General features: G+C 69.1%; 26 protein-coding genes and 2 pseudogenes. 18 read left to right on the top strand and 10 right to left on the bottom strand.

The annotated features are described in order from the left end of the window. Positions 1 to 155: 155 nt before the first annotated feature. Complete coding sequence (locus tag ACFYPC_RS34735; RefSeq protein ID WP_391891200.1) at positions 156 to 1187, bottom strand: hypothetical protein; 1032 nt, start codon at positions 1185 to 1187, stop codon at positions 156 to 158. A gap of 268 nt (positions 1188 to 1455) precedes the next feature. On the opposite strand from ACFYPC_RS34735, the gene ACFYPC_RS34730 reads away from it, so the two are divergent. Both ACFYPC_RS34730 and ACFYPC_RS34725 read left to right on the top strand, forming a co-directional pair. After that, on the top strand, positions 1456 to 1908 hold the full coding sequence (locus ACFYPC_RS34730) for a DUF4442 domain-containing protein (protein ID WP_391891199.1): 453 nt from the start codon (positions 1456 to 1458) through the stop codon (positions 1906 to 1908). 326 nt (positions 1909 to 2234) lie between these two features. Continuing rightward, positions 2235 to 2900 carry a DedA family protein gene (locus ACFYPC_RS34725; protein ID WP_391891290.1) on the top strand — a complete coding sequence of 222 codons (666 nt, stop codon included), beginning with the start codon at positions 2235 to 2237 and terminating at the stop codon, positions 2898 to 2900. 19 nt (positions 2901 to 2919) lie between these two features. On the opposite strand, the gene ACFYPC_RS34720 is transcribed toward ACFYPC_RS34725, so the two are convergent. Then, a complete protein-coding gene (locus ACFYPC_RS34720; RefSeq protein WP_391891197.1) occupies positions 2920 to 3453 on the bottom strand; it encodes a gamma carbonic anhydrase family protein in 534 nt (177 codons plus the stop codon). 128 nt (positions 3454 to 3581) lie between these two features. Here ACFYPC_RS34720 and ACFYPC_RS34715 point away from each other — a divergent pair, with 128 nt between their 5' ends. Continuing rightward, the gene (locus ACFYPC_RS34715; RefSeq protein ID WP_391891196.1) at positions 3582 to 4379 is read left to right on the top strand and encodes an acyltransferase; all 798 of its coding nucleotides are present in this window, start codon (positions 3582 to 3584) and stop codon (positions 4377 to 4379) included. Position 4380: 1 nt separating this feature from the next. Here the strand turns inward: ACFYPC_RS34715 and ACFYPC_RS34710 are convergent, their stop codons facing one another. Beyond that, positions 4381 to 5238, bottom strand: a complete 858-nt coding sequence (locus ACFYPC_RS34710; RefSeq protein WP_391891194.1) for an EamA family transporter — start codon at positions 5236 to 5238, stop codon at positions 4381 to 4383. 93 nt (positions 5239 to 5331) lie between these two features. Here ACFYPC_RS34710 and ACFYPC_RS34705 point away from each other — a divergent pair, with 93 nt between their 5' ends. The 3 genes and pseudogenes from ACFYPC_RS34705 (at position 5332) to ACFYPC_RS34695 (ending at position 6888) form a co-directional block, all read left to right on the top strand. Continuing rightward, a complete protein-coding gene (locus ACFYPC_RS34705) occupies positions 5332 to 5913 on the top strand; it encodes a helix-turn-helix domain-containing protein (RefSeq protein WP_391891192.1) in 582 nt (193 codons plus the stop codon). Positions 5914 to 5947: 34 nt separating this feature from the next. Further along, positions 5948 to 6505, top strand: a complete 558-nt coding sequence (locus tag ACFYPC_RS34700; protein WP_391891190.1) for a YbaK/EbsC family protein — start codon at positions 5948 to 5950, stop codon at positions 6503 to 6505. Positions 6506 to 6589: 84 nt separating this feature from the next. Next, positions 6590 to 6888: pseudogene (locus ACFYPC_RS34695) on the top strand (ArsR/SmtB family transcription factor). A 90-nt stretch (positions 6889 to 6978) separates the two neighbouring features. On the opposite strand, the gene ppk2 reads toward ACFYPC_RS34695, so the two are convergent. The 3 genes from ppk2 to ACFYPC_RS34680 all read right to left on the bottom strand — a co-directional run bounded on the left by ppk2 (position 6979) and on the right by ACFYPC_RS34680 (position 9349). Then, positions 6979 to 7869, bottom strand: a complete 891-nt coding sequence (ppk2, locus tag ACFYPC_RS34690) for a polyphosphate kinase 2 (RefSeq protein WP_391891188.1) — start codon at positions 7867 to 7869, stop codon at positions 6979 to 6981. A gap of 73 nt (positions 7870 to 7942) precedes the next feature. Then, entirely contained in the window at positions 7943 to 8176 is a 234-nt protein-coding gene (locus ACFYPC_RS34685; RefSeq protein ID WP_391891187.1) for a hypothetical protein, read from the bottom strand. Positions 8177 to 8194: 18 nt separating this feature from the next. Further along, positions 8195 to 9349 carry an anion permease gene (locus ACFYPC_RS34680; RefSeq protein WP_391891185.1) on the bottom strand — a complete coding sequence of 385 codons (1155 nt, stop codon included), beginning with the start codon at positions 9347 to 9349 and terminating at the stop codon, positions 8195 to 8197. 164 nt (positions 9350 to 9513) lie between these two features. Between ACFYPC_RS34680 and ACFYPC_RS34675 the strand changes: the two genes are divergently transcribed. After that, positions 9514 to 10362, top strand: coding sequence for an alpha/beta fold hydrolase (locus tag ACFYPC_RS34675; protein ID WP_391891184.1), 849 nt, complete (start codon positions 9514 to 9516; stop codon positions 10360 to 10362). Between the two features lie 4 nt (positions 10363 to 10366). On the opposite strand, the pseudogene ACFYPC_RS34670 reads toward ACFYPC_RS34675, so the two are convergent. Further along, positions 10367 to 10552 (bottom strand): annotated as a pseudogene (locus ACFYPC_RS34670) (GNAT family N-acetyltransferase); the annotation flags it as partial. A 16-nt stretch (positions 10553 to 10568) separates the two neighbouring features. Beyond that, positions 10569 to 10976: a CoA-binding protein gene (locus tag ACFYPC_RS34665; protein ID WP_391891183.1), complete on the bottom strand. Its 408-nt coding sequence runs from the start codon at positions 10974 to 10976 to the stop codon at positions 10569 to 10571. 210 nt (positions 10977 to 11186) lie between these two features. On the opposite strand from ACFYPC_RS34665, the gene ACFYPC_RS34660 reads away from it, so the two are divergent. Together ACFYPC_RS34660 and ACFYPC_RS34655 are read left to right on the top strand one after the other, a co-directional pair. Beyond that, positions 11187 to 11876 carry a hypothetical protein gene (locus tag ACFYPC_RS34660; protein WP_391891182.1) on the top strand — a complete coding sequence of 230 codons (690 nt, stop codon included), beginning with the start codon at positions 11187 to 11189 and terminating at the stop codon, positions 11874 to 11876. Continuing rightward, positions 11873 to 12406 (top strand): SixA phosphatase family protein, encoded by a 534-nt coding sequence (locus tag ACFYPC_RS34655; protein WP_391891180.1) that lies wholly within the window; start codon positions 11873 to 11875, stop codon positions 12404 to 12406. Before ACFYPC_RS34660 ends, ACFYPC_RS34655 begins: the two co-directional genes overlap by 4 nt. Positions 12407 to 12429: 23 nt before the next feature. Here the strand turns inward: ACFYPC_RS34655 and ACFYPC_RS34650 are convergent, their stop codons facing one another. Further along, entirely contained in the window at positions 12430 to 13158 is a 729-nt protein-coding gene (locus tag ACFYPC_RS34650; protein ID WP_391891178.1) for a ScbR family autoregulator-binding transcription factor, read from the bottom strand. Positions 13159 to 13323: 165 nt separating this feature from the next. Then, positions 13324 to 14103 carry a response regulator transcription factor gene (locus tag ACFYPC_RS34645; protein ID WP_391891176.1) on the bottom strand — a complete coding sequence of 260 codons (780 nt, stop codon included), beginning with the start codon at positions 14101 to 14103 and terminating at the stop codon, positions 13324 to 13326. Between the two features lie 529 nt (positions 14104 to 14632). Here ACFYPC_RS34645 and ACFYPC_RS34640 point away from each other — a divergent pair. The 9 genes from ACFYPC_RS34640 to ACFYPC_RS34600 form a co-directional block, all read left to right on the top strand. After that, positions 14633 to 15613, top strand: coding sequence for a ScbA/BarX family gamma-butyrolactone biosynthesis protein (locus ACFYPC_RS34640; protein ID WP_391891174.1), 981 nt, complete (start codon positions 14633 to 14635; stop codon positions 15611 to 15613). Between the two features lie 24 nt (positions 15614 to 15637). After that, complete coding sequence (locus ACFYPC_RS34635; protein ID WP_391891172.1) at positions 15638 to 16633, top strand: NAD-dependent epimerase/dehydratase family protein; 996 nt, start codon at positions 15638 to 15640, stop codon at positions 16631 to 16633. Between the two features lie 228 nt (positions 16634 to 16861). Beyond that, positions 16862 to 18616 (top strand): acetyl/propionyl/methylcrotonyl-CoA carboxylase subunit alpha, encoded by a 1755-nt coding sequence (locus tag ACFYPC_RS34630; RefSeq protein ID WP_391891170.1) that lies wholly within the window; start codon positions 16862 to 16864, stop codon positions 18614 to 18616. 145 nt (positions 18617 to 18761) lie between these two features. Then, the gene (locus tag ACFYPC_RS34625) at positions 18762 to 19091 is read left to right on the top strand and encodes a TcmI family type II polyketide cyclase (RefSeq protein ID WP_391891169.1); all 330 of its coding nucleotides are present in this window, start codon (positions 18762 to 18764) and stop codon (positions 19089 to 19091) included. After that, on the top strand, positions 19088 to 20359 hold the full coding sequence (locus tag ACFYPC_RS34620) for a beta-ketoacyl-[acyl-carrier-protein] synthase family protein (RefSeq protein ID WP_391891167.1): 1272 nt from the start codon (positions 19088 to 19090) through the stop codon (positions 20357 to 20359). The genes ACFYPC_RS34625 and ACFYPC_RS34620 overlap by 4 nt, the downstream gene beginning before the upstream one ends. After that, on the top strand, positions 20356 to 21585 hold the full coding sequence (locus ACFYPC_RS34615) for a ketosynthase chain-length factor (RefSeq protein WP_391891165.1): 1230 nt from the start codon (positions 20356 to 20358) through the stop codon (positions 21583 to 21585). Before ACFYPC_RS34620 ends, ACFYPC_RS34615 begins: the two co-directional genes overlap by 4 nt. Positions 21586 to 21661: 76 nt before the next feature. Then, positions 21662 to 21934 (top strand): acyl carrier protein, encoded by a 273-nt coding sequence (locus tag ACFYPC_RS34610; protein WP_391891163.1) that lies wholly within the window; start codon positions 21662 to 21664, stop codon positions 21932 to 21934. 90 nt (positions 21935 to 22024) lie between these two features. Then, positions 22025 to 22810, top strand: a complete 786-nt coding sequence (fabG, locus tag ACFYPC_RS34605; RefSeq protein WP_391891161.1) for a 3-oxoacyl-ACP reductase FabG — start codon at positions 22025 to 22027, stop codon at positions 22808 to 22810. A gap of 51 nt (positions 22811 to 22861) precedes the next feature. After that, positions 22862 to 23353, top strand: a 492-nt coding sequence (locus tag ACFYPC_RS34600; RefSeq protein WP_391891159.1) for an aromatase/cyclase, incomplete at its 3' end; no start/stop codon positions are given.

Genomic DNA, 23353 nt, shown 5'->3' with positions numbered 1-23353 from the left:
CGGGGGTCCGGCTTGCCAAACCATTTGCCGGCGGCCGAAGGGGAGGGAGAGCAGGTCACGGGCCCTGTGTGCGCCCGCGCAGCCCGAGACCTCTCGTGTCGGTACATCGACACGAGAGGTCTCGGGCCGGGTTCACCGCTCCCCGCGTCTGCGAGTCACCCCGTCGGCTCACCGTGCAGCCGTACCGTGCTGAGGATCTTCTGCACGGTCGCGTCCGGGACCTCCTCGGACACGCCCTTGGCTCCGTAGAAGGTCCACGACACGAAGTCGTCGGCCGAGTTCTTGAAGGCGAAGGTGGTCGCCTTGCCGTCGGAGGAGCACTTGTCCTTCTTGGGGACGCCGGACGAGTACGTCGTCGCGACGCTGCCCTTGATGCCCGAAGTCGTCGTGTACGCCTTCGGTTTGCCGATCGTGAGCAGCTTCTTCGAGGTGTCCTTCTGGTCCGTGTAGCCGCCGAAGACCCACCAGGCCGAGTCGTTCTGCGCGACGTCGTCGGTGTTCTTGGCGCCGCTCTGCCCCTTGGTTCCCACGGCGGCCAGCGCCGAATCCTCCTCGTAGCCGTCCTTGTCGGAGTCGGACGTGCACCACTTCTCCTTGAGGAACGCGGGAGCGGACATGCCGATCAGTACGGAACCGTCGCCCTTCTGGTCGTCCTCGAAGCCGATGAACGTACCGGGAGTCTGCACCTCCCAGTCAGCCGGTACGTCGAAGGCCGTCCCCCACTTGGGATTGACGACGACCTTCCAGCCCGCGACCGTCGCCTTCTCCTCGTCGCCGCCCCGCGGGTTGTCGTCACCGCCGCTCGCGCTCGGCGACGTGGAGGCGGATGCCGAGGGGGACTTGGACGGATCGCCGCCCGCGTTGTCGTCCTGGTCGCCGCCGAGGACGAGGAAGCCGGTGACACCGGCCGCGATCACGACGGCGGACGCCGCGACGATCGCCGTGATCTTGGTCTTGTTTCCGCCGCCGCCCGGACCGCCAGGGGCTTGTGGCGCCCCGAGCGGCACCGTCGGAACCCCCCACTGCTGTTGCCCCGGCTGCTCTCCGTACGGGTTGGCCTGCGGATACCCCGTCTGCTGGTATCCCGGCTGTTGGTACGGATTCGGCTGCTGGTACCCCGGCTGCTGATACGGGTTCTGGTCCTGCGGGTTCTGCTCGCCCCCGGGCGGCTGCTGTCCTGGCCACATGAGGAGTCACCTTAGTGCCGCCTGTGACACGTTTCGGTCACTGCGTCTCGTCGAAGATGTACCGGATCAGAGGCCTGACGGGATGTCGGACGGGCGGATGCCGTCCCCGGGACGCACAGGTGGTGCTCCCGGGCCGCACCGGGCTGCTCCCTTGCCGCGCAGGCGGCGTCACGATCCTGTGAGCGGTGCCGGTTGCCGGTTGCCGGTTGCTGGTTGTCCGGTTGCTCGTTGCTGGTCAAGAGTTGCTACTCGTGGGTAACATGCGGCTATGAGCGCAGACCAGATGTCGATCGGCGAGATGCTCGCCGCCACCGTGCCGATGGCCCGGACCCTGAACCTCGATTTCGTGGAGACCACGCCGGAGAGGGCAGTAGTGGCCTTGCCGGACCAGAGCGACTACCACAACCATGTCGGTGGGCCCCACGCCGGAGCGATGTTCACGCTGGGGGAGTCGGCGAGCGGGGCGATCGTCCTCGCCGCGTTCGGGGACCAGTTGTCGCGTGCCGTGCCGCTCGCCGTCAGCGCCGAAATCTCGTACAAGAAGCTCGCGATGGGGCCCATCACGGCCACCGCGACGCTCGGCCGCCCCGCCCTCGACGTCGTCGCCGAACTCGACGCCGGCCTGCGCCCCGAGTTCCCCGTCGCCGTTGCCATCCAGCGCGCTGACGGTGCGGTGACCGGTGAGATGACAGTTGTCTGGACGCTGCGCCCGAACAAGTGAGCCGAGCGTCGCGTGTGGAGCGCCGGCCCGGGAGTACGGCTTTGGCGGCCACGAGGGTGGCCACGAGGGCGGAGGCCGGGTTGGTCACGAGGGTGGCCACGGGGGCGGCCACGGGGGCGGCTGCCGAGCCCGCCCCCGGCCCTGCGGCTGCCGGCGGGTGATACGCCGCCGGTCGTCCGGCTCACCACCCGCGCCGCCGCCGTCGGAGGCGATTGGCTCCCCTCCCTGAGCAACGGTTAGGCTCGCGAGGCCAATCACAGACGCTGCCCGGCGTGCACTCGCTGCTCGCTTCGAACGCAGGGCGGGCGAAACGGGAGGAACCGGCGTTGCACGTCCAGGAATGGCTAGAGACTGTGCCCGCGGTCGCCATCTACGCGCTGGTGGGGCTGGTCATCGGCCTGGAGAGCCTCGGCATCCCGTTGCCCGGCGAGATCATCCTGGTCTCCGCGGCGCTGCTCTCCTCGCAGCACGCCGGTGTCGATCCGGTCATCCTCGGGGCGTGCGCCACGGCAGGTGCGATCGTCGGTGACTCGATCGGCTACGCCATCGGCCGCAAGGGCGGACGGCCTCTCCTTGCCTGGCTGGGCGCCAGGTTCCCCAGGCACTTCGGCGAGGCGCACATCGCGACGGCCGAGCGGTCCTTCGAGAAGTGGGGCATGTGGGCCGTCTTCTTCGGCCGTTTCATCGCCCTGCTGCGGATCTTCGCGGGCCCGCTCGCGGGCGTCCTGAAGATGCCGTACTGGAAGTTCCTGATCGCCAACGTCCTCGGCGGGGTCGTCTGGGCAGGCGGCACCACGGCCGTCATCTACTACGTGGGCGTGGTCGCCGAGGACTGGCTCAAGCGCTTCTCCTACCTCGGTCTTGCCGTCGCGGTGCTCATCGGGCTCGCCTCGATGCTGGTCGTACGCCGCAAGGCGAAGAAGGCGGCGGCACAGCACGAGGCAGCCGAGCTCGCCGAGGCACCGGCTGTGCCGGCGCCCGCCACCGACTGATACGCCGGGCCGGACCCGGTCAGTTCCCCTCGTGCACCGCGCGGTGCGCCTTCGCGCGCTCGACGTATCGCGTGCCGTTCAGTGAGATGCCCTCGCGCTCCTCGGCGGTCAGTTCCCGTCGGACCTTGGCCGGTACGCCGGCGACCAGTGAGCCCGGGGGTACGCGCATGCCCTGTGGCACCAGTGCCTGCGCGGCCACCATGGAACCGGCGCCGATCACCGCGCCGTTGAGGACCGTCGCGCCCATCCCGACCAGGCAGTCGTCCTCGAGGGTGGCGCCGTGTATCACCGCGTTGTGCCCGACCGAGACGCGCTCGCCGACGGTGACGGGGAAGCCCGGGTCGACGTGGAGCGTGCAGTTGTCCTGGATGTTGCTGTCGGCGCCGATGACGATCGGGCCGGCTTCGGCACGCAACACCGCGCCGTACCAGACGCTCGCCCCGGCGTGCAGGGTCACCTCGCCGATCAGCACGGACATCGGCGCCGCGAAGGCCCCCGGGTCCAGCTTCGGCTCCTTGCCGCCGAATCCCGCGATCAGCGCCCGCTGCGTCATCACCGTCTCCTTCTCGTCGATTCACGGGCACCGTATGCCATCGATATGCCATCGGGCGCGGCCCGGTGGGGCGAAGATCACAGCTGTACGACGTCTTCGGCGCACCGCGTGCTGAGTACGGTGAGCGGGTGCCCACGAACAGGAACACGTTCTCATCATGGCGGCGCGGCCTCGCGCAGCGTGCCGTCCACGCGGGCTGGGGCTGGGTGCAGCGCACGGGCGCGATCACGGCCGAGCACCCGGGGCGGTTCCGCTTCGGCGCGATGGGAACAAGTACCAGACTCGCCTTCCCGCTCGGCACGGTCTTCGGCGAACCCTGGATCCACCTCGGCTCCCACTGCATCGTGGGCGAGCAGGTCACGCTGACCGCCGGCCTGATGCCCGAACTGGACCTCGGCCCCGACCCGATCCTGCGCATCGGCGACGGTGTCGTGCTCGGCCGCGGCAGTCACGTCATCGCCGACACGACGGTCACCATCGGCAGCGACTGCTACTTCGGGCCGTACGTGTACGTCACGTCCACGAACCACTCGTACGACGATCCGCACATGCCCATCGGGAAGCAGTGGCCGCGGATGGAGCCGGTGGAGATCGGGCCCGGCTGCTGGATCGGGACCGGGGCGGTGATTCTGCCGGGCGCGCGGATCGGGCGGAACGTGGTGGTGGCGGCCGGTGCGGTGGTACGGGGCGAGGTGCCGGACCACGCGGTCGTGGCGGGCGCTCCCGCCAGGGTCGTACGGCGCTGGGACGTGGTGGACGGATGGCAGCCGCCGCTGCGGACGCCGGCGCCGGTGCCGATTCCTGACGGGGTGACGTCGGCGCAGTTGTCGGCGCTGTCGGCACTCGACGCGGAGACGGCGGCGCGCCTGGCGGAGCTGGACCTCGACGCACAGGGCGCGCCCGGGGACGTACGCACCGAGAGCTGACTCAGCCCGTCGCCAGCAGGACCGTGCCGACCAGGGCCAGGCCCGCGCCCGCCGCCTGGACTCCGCGCAGCCGTTCGCTGAGGATGCCGCGAGCGGCCAGGGCGGTGACCACCGGATACAGCGACGCGAGGACGGCGGCGACGGTGACCGGGCCGTGCTGGGCGGCGATCGAGTACGTGCCGTTGGCCGCCACATCGGCGAGACCGACGAACGCGAGCGCGGGGAGCAGACCCCAGGGGAAGCCCCCCTCGGGGATGGCCTTGGCACCCCGTTTCACCGAGATGCAGAGGGCCGTGCCGCCCGCCGCCACATTGGTGACGCGCTGCACGAAGAGGGCGAGGAAGAGGCCGGTGAGGTTCGTCGAGGCCTCCGCGATCAGCGACATCACCGCGCCGAAGCCGAAGGCGGCGAGGAGGGTGAGCAGGACGGCCTGTCGTTGGACGGGGGCGCCCTTCAGCTGCGGGCCGCCCGCGAGCACGACCCCGACGACGGCGACTGCGATGCCCGCGAACTGGAGCAGCCCCGGGCGCTCGCCCAGGACGAGACCCACGCCGACCGGAACGGCGACGCCCAGTGAGCCGAGCGGTGAGACGACGCCCATCGGGCCGAGGGCCAGCGCTTTGTAGAAGGAGAGCATCGCGACCGGACCGACCAGGCCGGCGGCGACCGCGAACCACAGTTGCGGGCCGGCTTCGCTCCAGCCGCCGGTGGCGAGCACGACCACGCCGAGGACGGCGGCTGCGATCGTCTGCGAGGCGACGACCACCGTGAGGGCGGGCATACGTCGGGTCAGTAGTCCTCCGCCGAAGTCGGCCATGCCCCACAGGAGGCTGGTGGCCAGGGCGAAGAGTGCTGTCATGGGGTCCCTCGCAGTACAGTTTGCTGAACAATCTGGTGCACCACACCATAGTTCAGTGAATTGAACTCTGTCATTCAGAATATTGGACGGAATGTGTCGGATCTCGACCTGCTGACCCAGTCCCTGGCGCGCAACGTCAAGCGCTGGCGCACCGAGCGCGGCTTCACGCTCGACGCGCTCGCCGCCCGCGCCGGAGTCAGCCGCGGCATGCTCATCCAGATCGAGCAGGCCAGGACCAACCCCAGCCTCGGCACCGTCGTCAAGATCGGTGACGCGCTCGGCATCAGCATCACGACTCTCCTCGACTACGAGCAGGGCCCCAAGGTCCGGATCGTCCCGGCCGACCAGGCCGTACGGCTGTGGCACACCGACGCCGGCAGTTACAACCGGCTCCTCGCGGGCGCCGAGGCGCCGGGACCGCTGGAGATGTGGGACTGGCGGCTGATGCCCGGCGAGGGCAGCCCCTCGGACCCGCACCCCACCGGCACGGTCGAACTCCTCCACGTCACGGCGGGCGAGCTGACCCTCACGGTCGACGGCGTCGAGCACCGTGTGCCTGCGGGCGCCAGCGCCTCCTTCGAGGCCAACACCCCACACGCGTACGGCAACGACAGTGACGCACCGGTGGAAATGATCATGACGGTGTCGGTGCCGGGCGTGCACAGGGACACCTGACGGAGGGTTCGCGCGCGGCTGTTAGCGTGCCGTCATGCGCGCACCGATCGGACACTTCGACCACACCATGCCCGCCCCCGCCTGCCTCGGCGAACTCACCCGCCCGGTCGCCGACGCCGTACGCGACTGGCGCGGTGGCATCCCCGCCGACCAGATTCTGTACGTCGACACGGACCCCGACTGGGCCGACACCGCGACCTTCCTCGAGCACTACGGCAAGGAACTGCTCGATCAGTCCGCCAACTGCGTGGTCGTCGCGGGCAAGCGCGGCGGCGAGACCACACTCGCCGCGTGTGTCGTCCTCTCCGCGACCCGCGTCGACGTCAACGGCGCGGTCCGCCGCCAACTCGGCGCCCGCAAGGCATCGTTCGCCCCGATGGACATCGCGACCGGGGAGACCGGCATGGAGTACGGCGGCATCACACCCGTCGGACTTCCCGGCGACTGGCCGGTGTTGGTGGACTCGGCGGTCGTCGAGCTGCCGTATGTGCTGGTGGGGAGCGGGCGGCGACGCGGAAAGCTCCTGGTGCCGGGGAAGCTTTTCGCGGAACTGCCCAACGCGGTGGTGCTGGAGGGGCTCGGCGTCGCCTGACGGCGGGTCAGTTGTCCGGTCGCCTGACGTCGGTCAGTCGTACGGTCGCCCGACGGCGACACTCCTGCCGAGGAACAGGTCGCGCTGGCGGCGGAACTCCTCGCCCTGCTGGGTGATCGCACTCGCCTCGCCCTGCTGCCCGCCCTGACCGGCGCAGAAGCCGACGTCGGCACACTCACGGAGGCATGTGGCGCCGCGCGCCCGGCCGTCAGTCAGCATTTGGCCCGGCTCCGGCCCGGCTCCGTCTCGCCGGGCTGGTGAACACCCGCAAGGAAGGCAGGCGAGTGATCTGCTCACTCGGCGACGGCCACCTGCGTCGGGTGGTCGACGAGGCGCTGAACCTCGCCGACCACCGTCTCAACGACCGCCCGGCTCACGACTGAGAGCGCCACGGCACCGGGCTGGTGTGTGCGTCAGAAGGCGGGGGCGGACCTGCGTGTGCGCCAGAAGGCGCGGGCGGACCGGGATGTGCGTCAGAAGACGTGAGCGGTGTCGTCCTCGCCCTCCTCCAGCAGGTTCGCCGCCGCGCCCACGACGCTCGGGTCGGGGCTGCCGACGACCTCCTCGTCCTTGCCGGTGTAGTCGAAACGGGCGAGGACGCTGCGCATGGCCTCCACGCGGGCCCGCTTCTTGTCGTTGCTCTTCACCACGGTCCAGGGCGCCTGCTCGGTGTCCGTCTCGCGGAACATGGCGACCTTGGCGGCGGTGTAGTCGTCCCAGCGGTCCAGGGAGGCCAGGTCCATGGGGCTCAGCTTCCACTGTCGTACGGGGTCGACCTGGCGGATCGTGAAACGGGTGCGCTGCTCGCCCTGCGAGACCGAGAACCAGAACTTGATCAGGTCCACGCCGTCGTCGACCAGCATCCGTTCGAACGCGGGCGCCTGCCGCATGAAGCGCCGGTACTCGTCGTCCGTGCAGAAGCCCATGACACGCTCGACGCCGGCACGGTTGTACCAGGAACGGTCGAACATCACTATCTCGCCCGCGGTCGGCAGGTGCTCCACGTACCGCTGGAAGTACCACTGCCCGCGCTCGCGCTCGGTCGGCTTCTCAAGGGCCACCACCCGTGCGCCACGCGGATTCAGGTGCTCGGTGAAACGCTTGATCGTGCCGCCCTTGCCGGCCGCGTCCCGTCCTTCGAAGACGATGACGAGCCGTCGCCCGGACTCCTTTATCCAGCTCTGCAGCTTCAGCAGTTCTATCTGCTGGAGACGCTTGTGCCAGTCGTACTCCTTGCGCTCCATGCGCTGCGGGTACGGGTAGTTCTCCCGCCAGGTATCGACCGGGCTGCCGTCAGGGCGGATCAGCACGGGGTCGTCGTGGTCGCTGTAGTCGACACGCATCCCCGCCATCAGTGGCGTCATGTCAGCCTTCCCTTCTCCCGGTGCGTCGATGTCGGTATGTGTGCCGTCCCTGTGCCCGGCTTCAGTGCCGGTATCAGTGGAACTGCGGCACGATCAGGTAGATCCCGTACGCCACCACAGCCGCGCAGGCCAGGAAACAGAGCCCGGCCTGGGCGAAGCCCCGGGCGTCGGTGGCGCCGTCACCCTCGCGCGCCGACTCGATCCGGGCCAGGCCCAGCACACCGAGTGCGAAGACGACGACCACTCCGACGGTAACTCCAGTGCTCACCGCGGCAACCTCGCCGAGTGCGCTCCAGTCGACATTCATGTCCAGAACTCTCCCTGACTAGGCGGCCGCGCCGACGTCGGTCGGCTTCGCGCTGCGGATGGCGACCTCGTTGGCGTCGTTCACGTTGTGGGCGCTCACCGGGTTGCGGCGCGAGGCGATCACGATGACCGCGGCGACGGCCAGGGCGACGAGGGCGATCACCACGGTGCCGAAGTTCCCGCCGTGCGTCACCACACTCGCGGAAACCCCGCCGACCAGCGCGGCGGCGGGCAGGGTGACCAGCCAGGCGATCACCATGCGGCCGGCCGTGCCCCAGCGGACCTCGGCCAGGCGCCTGCCCAGACCGGCGCCGAGGATGCCGCCTGAGCAGACCTGTGTGGTGGAGAGCGCGAATCCCATGTGGGCCGAGGTGAGAATCACGGCCGTGGAGGCCGCCTCGGCGGCGAAGCCCTGCGGCGACTGGATGTCGGTGAGGCCCTTGCCCATGGTGCGGATGATCCGCCAGCCGCCCAGATAGGTACCGAGCCCGATGGCCAGACCGGCCGACGCGATCACCCACACGGGAGGACCGGCGTCGTGGCCCAGCGCCCCCGCCGAGATCAGCGTCAGTGTGATCACGCCCATCGTCTTCTGCGCGTCGTTGGTGCCGTGCGCCAGCGAGACAAGCGAGGCCGAGGCGATCTGACCGAGCCGGAACCCCTTGGTCACCGTCTTCTCGCGGGCCCGTGCCGTGAGCTTGTACGCGAGGTAGGTGGCCAGCAGCGCGGCGATGCCCGCCACGAGGGGCGAGGCCACGGCCGGGATCAGGATCTTCTGCACCACCATGTCGAAGTGCACACCGTGCTCACCCGCGCCGACCCACACCGCTCCGATCAGCCCGCCGAACAGGGCGTGCGAGGAACTGGACGGAAGTCCTACGAGCCAGGTCAGCAGATTCCACAGAATCGCCCCGATCAGGCCCGCGAAGATCATGCCCGGTGTGACCAGAGTGTCGTCGACGATGCCGCCCGAGATCGTCTTGGCGACCTCGGTGGAGAGAAAGGCGCCGACGACGTTCAGGACGCCGCTGATCAGGACCGCCGTTCGGGGTTTGAGCGCACCGGTGGCGATGGACGTGGCCATCGCGTTCGCCGTGTCATGGAAGCCGTTCGTGAAGTCGAATGCCAGCGCGGTGACGATGACGACCGCCACGAGGAACGTGATGTGGTCCATTCTTCGATGGAAGCAATCGCATCTGTACACACGGCCAACCTGAGGCAAAGCCCGTGTATGGCCGTGTAAAGGTGACGAGCTGTTTGCGGTCGTATCGGTCCAGGTCGGGCAGGCGCCGACCGGGGCGCTTGCCATGATCGTCGGTCGGTCATCAGGATGGCGCCATGCCCGCCTTTACCGCTCCCGACGGCACCGAACTCGCTTATCACGTCATCGGCGAGGGCGAGCCGCTGCTCTGCCTGCCCGGTGGTCCGATGCGCGCCTCCGCCTGTCTCGGCGATCTCGGCGGACTGTCGAGGCACCGCCGGCTCATCCTGCTCGACCTGCGGGGCACCGGCGCCTCCGGCGCTCCGGCCGACCCGGCGACGTACCGCTGCGACCGGCAGGTCACCGACGTGGAGGCCCTTCGCGCGCACCTCGGCCTGGAGCACGTCGATCTGCTCGCCCACTCGGCGGGTGGCGATCTGGCACTTCTCTACGCGGCCCGGCACCCGGGACGAGTCCGCACCCTCGCGCTCGTCACCGGCCGCGCACGCGCCCTGGGTGTCGACTTCACCGAGGAGCACCGCCGGGAGGCGGCCGCGCTGCGCAAGGCCGAGCCGTGGTTCGCGGATGCGAACGAATCCTACGAACGGATCTGGGCCGGATCCGGGACCGACGCCGACTGGGACGCGGTCGCCCCGTTCTTCTACGGCCGTTGGGACACGGCAGCCCGGGTGCACGCCGCGACCGACGTCGAGCAGTCCAACGAAGAGGCCGCGGAGCTGTACGCGTCTCCTGGAGCCTTCGACCCGGCCGCGGCCCGTGCAGTCGTCGCCGGGTGGGACGCGCGGGTCCTGGTCCTCGCGGGCGAACTGGACAGTGGCCCGCTTCCCCGCGTGGCCGCCTCGATCGCCGAGTTGTTCCGCGAGGCGGAGACGGTCGTACTGCCGGGGGCCGGTCACTTCCCGTGGCTCGACGACCCCCGCCGCTTCACGGAGGCCGTCACCAGGTTCCTCGGTCAGGGGCACTGACTCCTCAGGTCAGGCGCAGGTCGATCCACTGGGCGGTCTCTCCAGGCAGCGAGTACCGCTCGATTTCGACGAACCCGTGCTTCTTGGCGAACCGCAGGCCGTCCTCGTTGGACGCCAGGACGACTGTCTCGATCACCTCGGCGCCCCACCCACGCGCCTGCTCGAGGCCGCGTGCGTAGAGCTCCTCGCCGGGGGACGGTTGAGGGTCAGCGCATCCTGCCGTACTCGATCGCCGGGCAGCGGTCCATGACCATGTCCACACCCGCCGCACGCGTCCGGTCGAACGCCCCTTCGTCGATGACGTCCAGCTGGAACCAGACCGCCTTGGCGCCGATGCGTACAGCCTCGTCGGCGACGGGGCCCGCGAGGCCGCTGTTGACGAAGACGTCCACGACGTCCACGCCGAACGGGATGTCCTCGAGCGAGGCGTAGCCCTGCTCACCGAGGACGGTTTCCGCCTTCGGATGGACCGGCACGATCCGCTTGCCGTGCCGCTGCAGGACCTCGGCGACGCCGTATGCCGCGCGGCGCCGGTTGGTGGAGAGGCCCACGACGGCCCAGGTTTCACCGAGATCCTGGAGGATCCTGAGAGTCGTCTCGTCGTCGCCGTACATGGCCTGTCTCCTCTGTCCGGACGCCTCGCCCCTCCCGTCGAAGGGCGCCTGTGCCGGGCAACAGCCCAGGACGCCCGGCGATTCCCGATGAGCCCGGGGTCGACCGCCGGTGAACGGATACTTCTGCGCGGACTCCGGCCGCGCGCCCGGCGCTGTCCGGAACCGGTCCCACCCCCTGCGTCCGGCGCCCCGCCCGCTTACGCTCACCCCGTGCTGCGAATCACCGATGTTCGAACAGGCGAGTCCACCGATGCCGTCCGCGCCCGGCGGGGCTTGGCCCGTGTCCGGGTGCATCTGTCGGAGGGCTCGGGGACCGACACGTCCGCGCTACGGGTGCTGCTGGTCGCCGATGTGCTCGCCCGGGCGGTGGAAATCGGCGGGACACCGGCCGTCATCGTGGGCGACGTGTCCGTGGATCTGAGGGCGCGCGCCGACGCGCTCGGCATCCGCCGCGCCGAAGGAGGGACGACCGACGCGGGTCCGGCCCTTCATGTGCTCGCGGCGGGCGACACCGTCACCGAGGGAATCGGGGTCGAAGTCGCGCCGGTCACCGGCACCGCCGATCCCACGCTGCTGCGCATGATCCTGCTCGCGACCCCGCGCCGGGAGCCCGTCGACCTCGACGCCGCCGATCTCGAAGGCGCTCGCGAGACCCTGGCACGCTGGCGGAAGTCGGTCGCCACCTGGGCGACCCGCCCGTCCAAGCCCGTCCCCGAAGCCGTACGGCAGGAACTGCGGGCCGCGTGGGAGGACGACCTCGACGTACCCGCCGTACTCGATGTGCTGCGGCGTCTGGAGAGCGCCGAGGACGTACCGGACGGCGCCCGCTTCGAGACGTACGCCTATGCGGATCGTCTCCTCGGGCTCGAACTCACCCGCGACATCGGGACGGTACGGTGATCGCCCGCGCCGGAGCCGGCCCGCTGCGCAGACTCGTCCTCCTGCGACACGCCAAGTCCGCCTGGCCCACGGGCGTGGCCGACCACGAGCGCCCCCTCGCCCCGCGCGGCCACCGAGACGCCCCGGCCGCCGGACGCGCCCTCGCCGAGGCCGGCTGCCTGCCCGACCTCACGCTGTGCTCCACCGCTGTACGAGCCCGCCAGACCTGGGAGTTGGCCGCCGCACAGTGGGGGAGCCCGCCCCCCGTGCGGCTCGACGGACGACTGTACGGCGCGGACGTACCGGAGTTGCTGGCAGCCGTGGGGGAAGTCCCTTACCAGGTCAGGACGTTGCTTCTGATCGGGCACAACCCCGGCATCGAGGAGCTGGTGCTCGAACTCGCCGCGGATGGCCTCAACGACGCACTGGAGGACGTACGGAAGAAATTTCCCACCTCGGCCGTCGCGATCCTCGCCTGGCATGGCGTCAGCTGGCATGAACTCGGCCCAGGGGCTGCACTGTTGACGGACATGGTCGTGCCGAGGGGGTGACTCCCGTCATCCGCGAACCCCAGTCACCCTTGACGCACAGCCGGCGGCTGATGGGGTGCGGATACCTCCCCTTCGTGCGCACCCAGCCGCTCCTGCGACTCGCGCAGCTCGATCGATGTCTCAGGGCAGGAGTACGGCGCGGTGACCGACTGCGGAGGGGCCAGGCTCAGGCGGGTGATCAGGCCGGGGGTGACGAATCCCGGCAGCAGGAACCGCCAGAGCGCGGCGACGCGTTCGAGTAGGTCCCTCCTGTCGGTGTAGATCCGTGACATCAGCTGCATGCCGGTGAACGAGCCTATGATCACGGAGGTCGCCTCCTCCAGGTCCACACCCGGCAGGATTTCGCCCTGCTCCCGGGCCTGCTCCAACAGCCCGAGAACGGCCGCGCTCGACTGCTCGTACGGAGTGATCGTCGGGCGTGAGAAAGAGCTCTGCTCCACCGCGAGCCGCACGCTGGCGCGCAGCACGGGATCCCGCTGGAGCCGGTAGGCGAACTCCATGGTCAGGTCGATGATGGATTGGATCTTGACATCCCGCTCGGGCACGATCAGCGCGTCGCTGTGAGCATCGATAAGTGCGGCGGCGATGGTCTCCTTGGACGGGAAGTGGTGGTACAGGGCCCCCCTGGTCAGTCCGGAACCGGCAAGGATGTCGTTCGTGCTCGCGCCGTCGAAACCGCGCGTGTCGAAGACGCGCGCGGCCGCCTCAAGGATCGAGAGCCTCGAACGTGTTCCGCGTTCCTGCTTGCCCATCTCTGATCCCTACCCTCCAAATACCGAACCAACCTGTCTGCATTTTAACGGGCAGAGAAATAAACAGCAGTCATCCATTGAACGGGATGATTGGTCCGGAACGTTGCAATGGCGGGTTACAGAGGTGACGGAAGCGACTTGGTGTGGTAAATGGCGGCCTTGGTATCAGGGGTGCCCGAGGCGGAATCCAACCCCTCGGACCGTGATGACCCAGCTGCTGGAGCCGAGCTTGCCGCGCAGGCTGCTGACGTGGGTGTCAATAGTCCGGCCCCGGTGGGACCAGGTGTCGTCCCAGACCTGGGCCATTAACTGGCGTCGGGATATGACAGTTCCGGGCTGTGAGGCGAGCAGGTGCAACAGGTCGAACTCCTTGCGGGTGAGCTCGATGGAGCGCCCGCCGATCGAGATCTCCCGGGTGGTGGCGTCGATGCGCAAAAGCCCGTGGTCTATCGTTCGCGAGGCCGCTTGGCGAGGCCGCGCGCGCCGCATCACCGCCTCGATTCTGGCCAGGAGTTCGCGGAACCCGTAGGGCTTGACCAGGTAGTCGTCGGCGCCGGCCTGAAGGCCCAGGACGCGGTCGAGTTCGCTGCCGCGCGCGGTGACGGCGATGATCGGGGTGTCGCTGACCGCACGGATCCCGCGACAGACCTCCAACCCGTCGAGATCTGGCAGATCGACGTCCAGGAGGACCAGGTCGACCTGGTGGTGGGCCTGCAGCGCGTGACCTCCCGTCGCTACGCTCTCGGCGTGGTAACCCTGTCTCAAAAGACCCTGGACAAGGGTGTCGGCGGCACGGGTCTCGTTCTCCACGACAAGCACGCGGAGGACGTGCCGTTCAGCTGGTGTCGTCGGCGATGCCTCGACGTTGAGGCCGTGAGCCTGGGGGATCGATGGGGGGTGCTGCTCTGTCCGGAAATCGAGTACGTCTGAGGCGTACCGATACATGAGCTCCTCCTGAGGCGCAAGTGGCATCACGGTCGGCTAGATGCTCGCGGTGCCGAAGATAGAAACAGACTTGTCTGATTGTCAACGGACGTCTGTGCGAGAGGCGTATACGGCTAGTTATAGCCCTTCAGCTGCGACAATCGTTTTTTTGCGCAGATCTTCCCAGGCGTTTTGTGACGCGTGGGGCTCATGGGAGATCGGGGAATTAATCGTTCCGGGAAGCTTAATCGGACCACACGGCCGGTTTGTTGGTCCGCATCGGCCGGCCGTCCAGGGTGCCGCAAGTGCCTCGCGCCGAGGGTCCTTACCTGCATATATGTAGCTTTGCCAGCGGCGGGTTTCCTGGACGGCACGGATCCGGAGTGGGCGGAATTCGAAATTCCCCATGGTGCCCCGAATCGCGATACTAAAGTTTTACTTGTTATAGCGAACTGACCTGTCTGTATCTTGGGAGCGCAACGTCGGTCACGGGGGTGACAACCGACGGCTGGGATGGTCACCCCTGCCTTAACGATCAGGAGTGGCACTCATGCAGCCCATCGTTTCCGCGTCGCGGACTCCCAGCGACAGCGTCTTAACTCCCTGGACCGGCTTTCCGCCCTTCACCACGACTGTCCCGCGCCAGTACGTCCACCGTGCGGCGGTCTCCGAAGTGCTGCTCACCGGATGGGAGCCGGCCGTCGACGGCGCCGCCGTACAGCCCGACGCCTTCGTCATCCGGGCCCAGTGGCCCCGCGGGCACTCGCTCTTCTCCCAGGCCGGCGGCTACCAGGACCCGATGCTGCTGGTCGAGTCCGTCCGCCAGATCGGGGCCTTGCTCTCCCATGCCGAGTTCGACGTGCCCTTCGGCCACCACTTCCTCATGTGGGACATGTCGTTCGCCATCACCGAGGAACTGCTCGTCGCGGGTCCTGCCCCCACCGAGGTCGAACTGCACACGGTGTGCAGCGACATGGTGCGCCGGGGCAAGAACCTCAGCAGCATGCGTTACGCCGTGACCGTCGTGGTCGACGGCGTGGCACTCGGCACCGCCGCGGCCGCCTTTCGCTGCACCAGCCCCGCCGTGCACAAACGTCTGCGGGGCGAGCGCCCCCCCATCGCCAAACGCGCCCTGGGGGAGCCGATCGCCCCCGCGGCGGTCGGGCGCACGGACGCGGCGCATGTGGTGCTCTCCGCGACCGGGGCGGACCCCCGCGCATACCGATGGGAACTCCGCGTCGACACCGGACACGCGATCTTCTTCGATCACGAGGTCGACCACGTGCCCGGCATGCTGTTGCTGGAGGCGGCACGCCAGGCCGCACAGGCGTCGACCGGTCTGCCGTACACGCTCGTCGTCGCCGTCGACAGCACTTTCCATCGCTACGCCGAACTGGACGCGCCCTGCTGGATCGAGGCGCACCCCGGCCTGCCGGACGCGTCCGGCGACATACGGGTGAAGATCCGAGGCACCCAGGCGGAGGAGAGCGTCTTCACCGCCGTTGTCGTTCTGCGCCCCGGCCGTCGGTGAAGCGCGATGACGGGGGAGGGCGCGATGGCGGCGGAGAGCGCGATGACGGGGGAGCCCGAGATCACGGGGGAGCGCGAGATCACGGGGGAGCGCGATGAGCGCACCACCATGGTCACAGGCGCCGCCGGCTTCATCGGCGGTCATGTCGTGCGCGAGGCCGAGCGGCGCGGCATACCTCTGACGCTGATGTCCCACCGCCGTCCGGCCGGGGTCCGCTCCAGCCGGGTAGTCCAGGCCGACCTCGCCCGACCGGAGTCACTCCGGGGGATCTGCGAGGGAGTTGACGTTCTGCTGCACTGCGCGGCGCAGATCGGCGGGTCCGCCGACGTCAACGAGGCCGTCAATGCCAGGGGGACCGCCGCACTGGTGCAGGAGGCGCAGCGGGCGGGCGTTTCCCGCATCGTCCAGCTCAGCACCGCCTCCGTGTACGGGCGCGGCACCTTCCGCGACTCCCGACCCGAACAGCTCGCCCGGCACCCTGGATCGCCGACCTCCCGGACCCGGGCGGCTGCTGAGGACGCGGTGCTCGCCGCAGGAGGAGTCGTCCTGCGGCCCCACCTGGTGTATGGGGAGAACGACACCTGGGTCGTCCCCGAACTGGCGCGGATTCTCCGGTCGTTGGGGGGCAGGGGCGTGGGATGGCAGGCGCGGATGTCCGCCGTGGCGGCCCCCGAACTGGCCCGTCTGCTGGTAGGGGCCGCGTTCGCTCCCACCGGTGATCTGACCGCCGCCGTCTATCACGCCGCGCACCCGGTGCCGGTCACCGCGGCGCTGCTGATGGACGCGGTGGCGACCTGCGCGGAGTCGCCGCCGGTGTCGGGTGAACTGTCGCTCGCCCAAGCGCGGGCGTGCGTCACCGGCGACGTACGGGCATCGCAGGGTCTGGACATGCTGGCCACCGACCACTGGTTCGACAGCAGTCGGCTGTGGGCCGACCTGCGCCTCGCTCCGGGCCCGGGTTTCCTCGCGGATTTCGCGACGGCGCGGGAGTGGTATCGACAGCATCTTCAGCCGGTCTGACCGGCTGCCCGGCGTGCGTATGCGGTGGCTTCCGCCACCGCATCCTGCGTTTGTGAACAGGCCGTTAATTATCCAGGTTTGACGCATGCCTGAACATTCTCTTTCCTTCCGCCGACACATCTGCCTCCTGGCTGCGAATTCGCACTCACTTCTGTAGCCGTGCCTGTTGAACGCATGGTCGAAGAGCGAACAGTCTGGTTACTCCGACAGAGTCAGGGGACGTTCATCGTGCGCAAGGTGCTCATCGCCAATCGTGGCGAAATCGCTGTCCGCGTTGCTCGTGCTTGTCGAGATGCCGGGATCGGATCGGTCGCGGTCTACGCGGATCCGGACCGGGACGCGTTGCATGTCCGGGCGGCCGACGAGGCGTTCGCTCTGGGTGGTGACACTCCGGCGGCCAGCTATCTGGACATGGCCAAGGTGTTGCAGGCGGCCAAGGACTCCGGGGCGGACGCCGTCCATCCGGGGTACGGGTTTCTGTCGGAGAACGCCGATTTCGCGCAGGCGGTGCTGGACGCGGGGCTGACCTGGATCGGGCCGCCGCCGCAGGCGATCCGTGATCTGGGTGACAAGGTCGCCGCCCGTCATATCGCGCAGCGCGCCGGGGCGCCGTTGGTGGCGGGGACGCCGGATCCGGTGTCGGGCGCCGACGAGGTGGTGGCGTTCGCCCGGGAGCACGGGCTGCCCGTCGCGATCAAGGCGGCGTTCGGCGGCGGTGGCCGGGGTCTGAAGGTCGCGCGCACGCTGGAGGAAGTGCCGGAGCTGTATGAGTCGGCGGTGCGTGAGGCGGTGGCCGCGTTCGGTCGCGGCGAGTGCTTCGTCGAGCGCTACCTCGACCGGCCGCGGCATGTGGAGACCCAGTGCCTGGCCGACGCCCACGGCCATGTCGTGGTCGTGTCCACGCGTGACTGCTCGCTCCAGCGCCGGCACCAGAAGCTGGTGGAGGAGGCGCCCGCACCGTTTCTGACCGCGGGGCAGAACGCCGAGCTGTACGCGGCGTCCAAGGCCATCTTGCGGGAGGCCGGCTATGTGGGTGCCGGGACGGTGGAGTTCCTGGTCGCCGCGGACGGCACTATCTCCTTCCTTGAGGTCAACACCCGGCTGCAGGTCGAGCACCCGGTCTCCGAGGAGGTCACCGGCATCGACCTGGTGCGGGAGATGTTCCGGATCGCGGACGGTGAGGAACTGGGCTACGACGACCCGGCCGTTCGGGGGCACTCGCTGGAGTTCCGTATCAACGGTGAGGACCCGGGCAGGGGTTTCCTGCCCGCGCCGGGCACGGTGACCGCCTTCGCGGCGCCGTCCGGACCCGGCGTCCGTCTCGACGCGGGGGTGGAGTCCGGCAGTGTGATCGGCCCGGCGTGGGACTCGCTGCTGGCGAAGCTGATCGTCACCGGGGCGACGCGCGAACAGGCCTTGCAGCGGGCGGCCAGGGCGCTGGCGGAGTTCACCGTCGAGGGGATGGCGACCGCGCTCCCCTTCCACCGCGCGGTGGTGGCGGACCCGGCATTCACCAGCGACCCGTTCCGTGTCCACACCCGCTGGATCGAGACCGAGTTCGTCAACGACATCCCGGCTTTCGCCGTGCCGACGGAGAGCGACACCGAGGACGAGCCGGGACGCGAGCGCGTGGTGGTCGAGGTCGGTGGGAAGCGGCTGGAGGTCTCCTTGCCCGCGTCACTGGGGATGACCCTCGCCCGTACCGGTCTCGCGGCCGGTGCCAAGCCGAAACGGCGGGCCGCCCGGAAGTCGTCGGCCGCGGCGTCCGGCGACACCCTGGCCTCCCCGATGCAGGGCACGATCGTCAAGATCGCCGCCGAGGAGGGCCAACAGGTCGAGGAAGGCGACCTGGTCGTCGTCCTGGAGGCCATGAAGATGGAACAGCCGCTGAACGCGCACCGCGCCGGCACCATCAAGGGCCTCACCGCCGAGGTCGGCGCCTCCATCTCCTCCGGCGCGGCCATCTGCGAGATCAAAGACTGACATACAAATCTCCGCCGGATTCTCTTGAATTCAGCTGCGGAATTATTGCAAACCCTGACACGGCCCTGACGTAATCACCGTTGAAAAGGCTTTGTACGCCTTGGATACTGAATTCGAATTCATGGTCCGTGAGGAGAGGGAGAGCATGCACAGCACTCTGATCGTTGCCCGTATGGACCCCAGTTCCAGCATTGACGTCGCCAAGCTTTTCAGCGAGTTCGACGGAACAGAAATGCCGCACCTGATGGGTACGCGGCGGCGTCAGCTCTTCGAGTACCGAGGTCTGTACTTCCACCTGCAGGACTTCGAAGAGGACCAGCAGGGCCGGCAGATCCAGGGGGCGCGGCACGACGAGCGTTTCGTCCGGATCAGCGAGGACCTCAAGCCGTTCATCGAGGCGTACGACCCCGCCACCTGGCGCTCCCCGGCCGACGCCATGGCGAAGCGCTTCTACAACTGGGAGGCGTCCGCGTGACCGGGCGACGCGTGGTCATCACGGGCATCGAGGTACTCGCACCCGGCGGTGTCGGTGCGAAGAGCTTCTGGAATCTGCTCAGTGACGGACGTACGGCCACCCGCGGAATCACCTTCTTCGACCCGAGTCCCTTCCGCTCGAAGGTCGCCGCGGAAATCGACTTCGACCCGCGGGATCACGGACTGAGTCCGCAGGAGATCCGGCGTATGGACCGGGCCGCGCAGTTCGCCGTCGTCGCCGCCCGCGGTGCCGTGGCGGACAGCGGCATCGACCTGGAGACGTACGACCCCTATCGCGTCGGGGTCACGATCGGCAGCGCCGTCGGCGCCACGATGGGTCTCGACGAGGAGTACAACGTCGTCAGCGACGGCGGACGGCTCCACGTGGTCGACCACGAGTACGCGGTCCCGCACCTCTACAACTACCTGGTCCCCAGCTCCTTCACCGCCGAGGTCGCCTGGGCGGTCGGGGCGCAGGGACCGAGCACGGTCGTGTCCACCGGCTGCACCTCCGGCATCGACTCGGTCGGCCACGCGGTCGACCTGGTCCGCGAAGGTTCCGTCGACGTCATGATCGCCGGCTCCTCGGACGCGCCGATCTCGCCGATCACCATGGCCTGCTTCGACGCCATCAAGGCGACCACTCCCCGGTACGACAAGCCGGAGGCCGCCTCCCGCCCGTTCGACGGGACGCGCAACGGATTCGTCCTGGGGGAGGGCGCCGCCGTCTTCGTCCTGGAGGAACTCACCACCGCCCGGCGCCGCGGCGCCCATATCTACGCCGAGATAGCGGGCTACGCGACGCGCTCCAACGCGTACCACATGACCGGACTCCGCAAGGACGGCAAGGAGTTGGCCGAGGCGATCCGGGTCGCGCTCGACGAGGCCCGGATGAACCCGACCGAGATCGACTACGTCAACGCGCACGGCTCCGGCACCAAGCAGAACGACCGGCATGAGACCGCCGCGTTCAAGCGCAGCCTGGGCGATCACGCGTACCGGACCCCGGTGAGCTCCATCAAGTCGATGGTGGGCCACTCGCTCGGAGCCATCGGTTCCATCGAGATCGCCGCCTCCGCCCTCGCGATGGAGAACAACGTCGTACCGCCGACCGCGAATCTGCACACCCCGGACCCGGAGTGCGACCTCGACTACGCCCCGCTCACCGCCCGGGAGCAGCTCATCGACGCGGTGCTCACCGTGGGCAGCGGATTCGGCGGATTCCAGAGCGCCATGGTGCTGGCGCGTCCCGAGAGGAGCGTGGCATGACGACCTCGGTGGTGGTGACCGGCCTGGGCATCGCCGCGCCCAACGGGCTCGGCACCCAGGACTACTGGGCAGCGACCCGTACCGGCAAGAACGGCATAGGCCGCCTGACCCACTTCGACGCCTCCGGTTATCCCTCGACCCTCGCCGGCGAGGTTCCCGGCTTCGCGGCCGAAGAACTGCTGCCCAGCCGGCTGCTGCCGCAGACCGACCGGATGACCCGCATCGCGCTCGTCGCCGCCGACTGGGCGCTGGCCGACGCGGGGTTGGAGCCGGGGGAGTTGCCCGAGTACGACATGGGCGTGGTCACGGCCAGTTCCTCCGGAGGCTTCGAGTTCGGCCAGAACGAACTGCAGAAACTGTGGAGCCAGGGCAGCCAGTACGTCAGCGCCTATCAGTCCTTCGCCTGGTTCTACGCCGTCAACAGCGGCCAGATCTCCATCCGCAGCGGGCTCAAGGGACCGAGCGGAGTGGTCGTGAGCGACGAGGCGGGCGGCCTGGACGCGCTGGCCCAGGGGCGTCGGCTGATCCGCAAGGGCACCCGGATGATCGTCTCCGGTGGCATCGACGCCTCGCTGTGCCCCTGGGGCTGGGTGGCGCAACTCTCCACCGGGCTCATGAGCGAGAGCGAGGAACCGACCCGGGCGTTCCTGCCGTTCGACGCCGAGGCGTCGGGCTATGTGCCCGGCGAGGGCGGCGCCATCCTGATCATGGAGTCGGCCGACTCGGCCCACGAGCGGGGCGCACACGTCTACGGGGAGATCGCCGGGTACGGCGCCACGTTCGACGCGGCGCCCGGCAGCGGCCGGGAGCCCGGCCTGCGCAAGGCCGTCGAACTGGCCCTCGGTGACGCGGGCGTGGGGCCCCAGGACATCGACGTCGTCTTCGCCGACGCGGCCGGCGTACCGGATCTCGACCGGATCGAAGCCCAGGCGCTGGTGGACGTGTTCGGTGAACGGGGTGTCCCGGTCACCGCGCCCAAGACGATGACCGGACGGCTCTATTCGGGTGCGGCGCCGCTGGATGTCGCCACCGCGCTGCTGGCCATCGGGGAAGGCCTCATCCCCCCGACGGTGCATGTCGATCCGGACCGCTCGTACGGGCTCGACCTGGTCGTCGACCGTCCGCGCACCGCGGAGGTGCGCACGGCCCTCGTCCTGGCCCGTGGTCACGGCGGCTTCAACTCCGCTGTCGTGGTCCGCGCCCCTGACTCGCCCGTAGCCGGCTGAAACAGCGCCGGCCACGGGGGCCCACCCCTCACTCCCTCATTGCTCCGACCGATTCACGAACAACGAAAGGACACACGTGTCCACAAAGGAATTCACCCTCGACGATCTGCGGCGGATCCTCCTGGAGGCCGCCGGTGCCGACGAGGGCGTCGACCTCGACGGCGACATCCTCGACGTCCCGTTCGACGCGCTCGGCTACGAGTCTCTCGCCCTGCTGGAGACCGGAGGCCGCATCGAGCGCGAGTACGGAATCGTCCTGGACGAGGAGCTGTTGGGCGACGCCGACACCCCCCGCGCGCTGATCGCGGCCGTCACCCAGCACCTGTCCGCGGTGGCCGAAGCCGCCTGAACCGCCTGTTCTGTCCCGTCCGGTGCCGGGCGAAGCCCTCTCCGCCCGGCACCGGACGGATCCACTCTCGGAACCTACGGAGCAGAAATCATGTCGTTGCAGGAAAAGCCGGTCGCTCTGATCTCAGGCGCGACCAGCGGTATCGGGCTCGCCTCCGCGCGGGCACTGGGAGCCCAGGGACACCGGGTCTTCATCGGCGCACGCGACGCGGAGAACGTCGCCTCGACCGTGAAGGAGCTGCGGGCCGAGGGGATCGACGCCGACGGCAAAGTACTCGACGTGCGCGACGCCGCCTCCGCCACGGCGTTCGTGCAGGCCGCGGTCGACCGCTTCGGCGGTGTCGACGTGCTGGTCAACAACGCGGGCCGCTCCGGTGGCGGTGTCACCGCGGACATCGACGACGCGTTGTGGGCCGACGTCATCGAAACCAACCTCACCAGCGTCTTCCGGCTGACCAGGGAAGTCCTCACCACGGGCGGCATGCGGCACAAGGACCGCGGCCGCATCATCAACATCGCCTCCACCGCGGGCAAGCAGGGCGTCGTGCTGGGCGCCCCCTACTCCGCCTCCAAGCACGGAGTCGTCGGCTTCACCAAAGCCCTCGGCAACGAGCTGGCCCCCACCGGGATCACGGTCAACGCCGTCTGCCCCGGCTATGTCGAGACCCCCATGGCCCAGCGGGTGCGGGCGGGCTACGCCGCCGCCTACGACACCTCCGAGGAAGCCATCCACGACAAGTTCCGGGCCAAGATCCCGCTCGGCCGCTACTCCACTCCGGAGGAAGTCGCAGGCATGGTCGCCTACTTGGCCTCCGACACCGCCGCCTCCGTCACCGCCCAGGCCATCAACGTCTGTGGCGGACTCGGCAACTTCTGACCGCACCCGCACCCCGGGCGCCGACGCGCCCGAGACCGAAGAGGACGTCCTATGACAACCCGCGAGGTTGAGCACGAGATCACCATCGCCGCGCCCGCGCAGGCCGTGTACCGCCTGCTGGCGGACGTCACCAACTGGCCGCGGATCTTCCCGCCGACCATCTTTGTGGAGCGGGTGGACTTCTCCGGATCGCACGAGCGCATCCGGATCTGGGCCACCGCCAACGGTCAGCCCAAGAACTGGACGTCCCGCCGAGAGCTGGACCCGGAGGGGCTGCGCATCACCTTCCGCCAGGAGGTCACGACCCACCCCGTCGCCGCCATGGGCGGAACGTGGATCGTCGAGCCGTTGGACGACGGCGCCTCACGCGTCCGGCTGCAGCACGACTACCGCGCCATCAACGACGACGCACACGATCTGCTCTGGATCGACGAGGCCGTCGACCGCAACAGTCGTGCGGAGTTGGCGGCGTTGAAGGAGAACGTGGAGTTCGCCCACGCCGCCGAAGCCATCACCTTCTCCTTCGAGGACTCCGTCATCATC

Origin of the sequence: Streptomyces sp. NPDC005808 (assembly GCF_042871385.1) — a bacterium.
Taxonomy (GTDB): Bacteria; Actinomycetota; Actinomycetes; order Streptomycetales; family Streptomycetaceae; genus Streptomyces.
The sequence above is the reverse complement of the archived record's forward strand: the minus strand, read 5'-3'. Positions and strand labels throughout refer to the sequence as shown.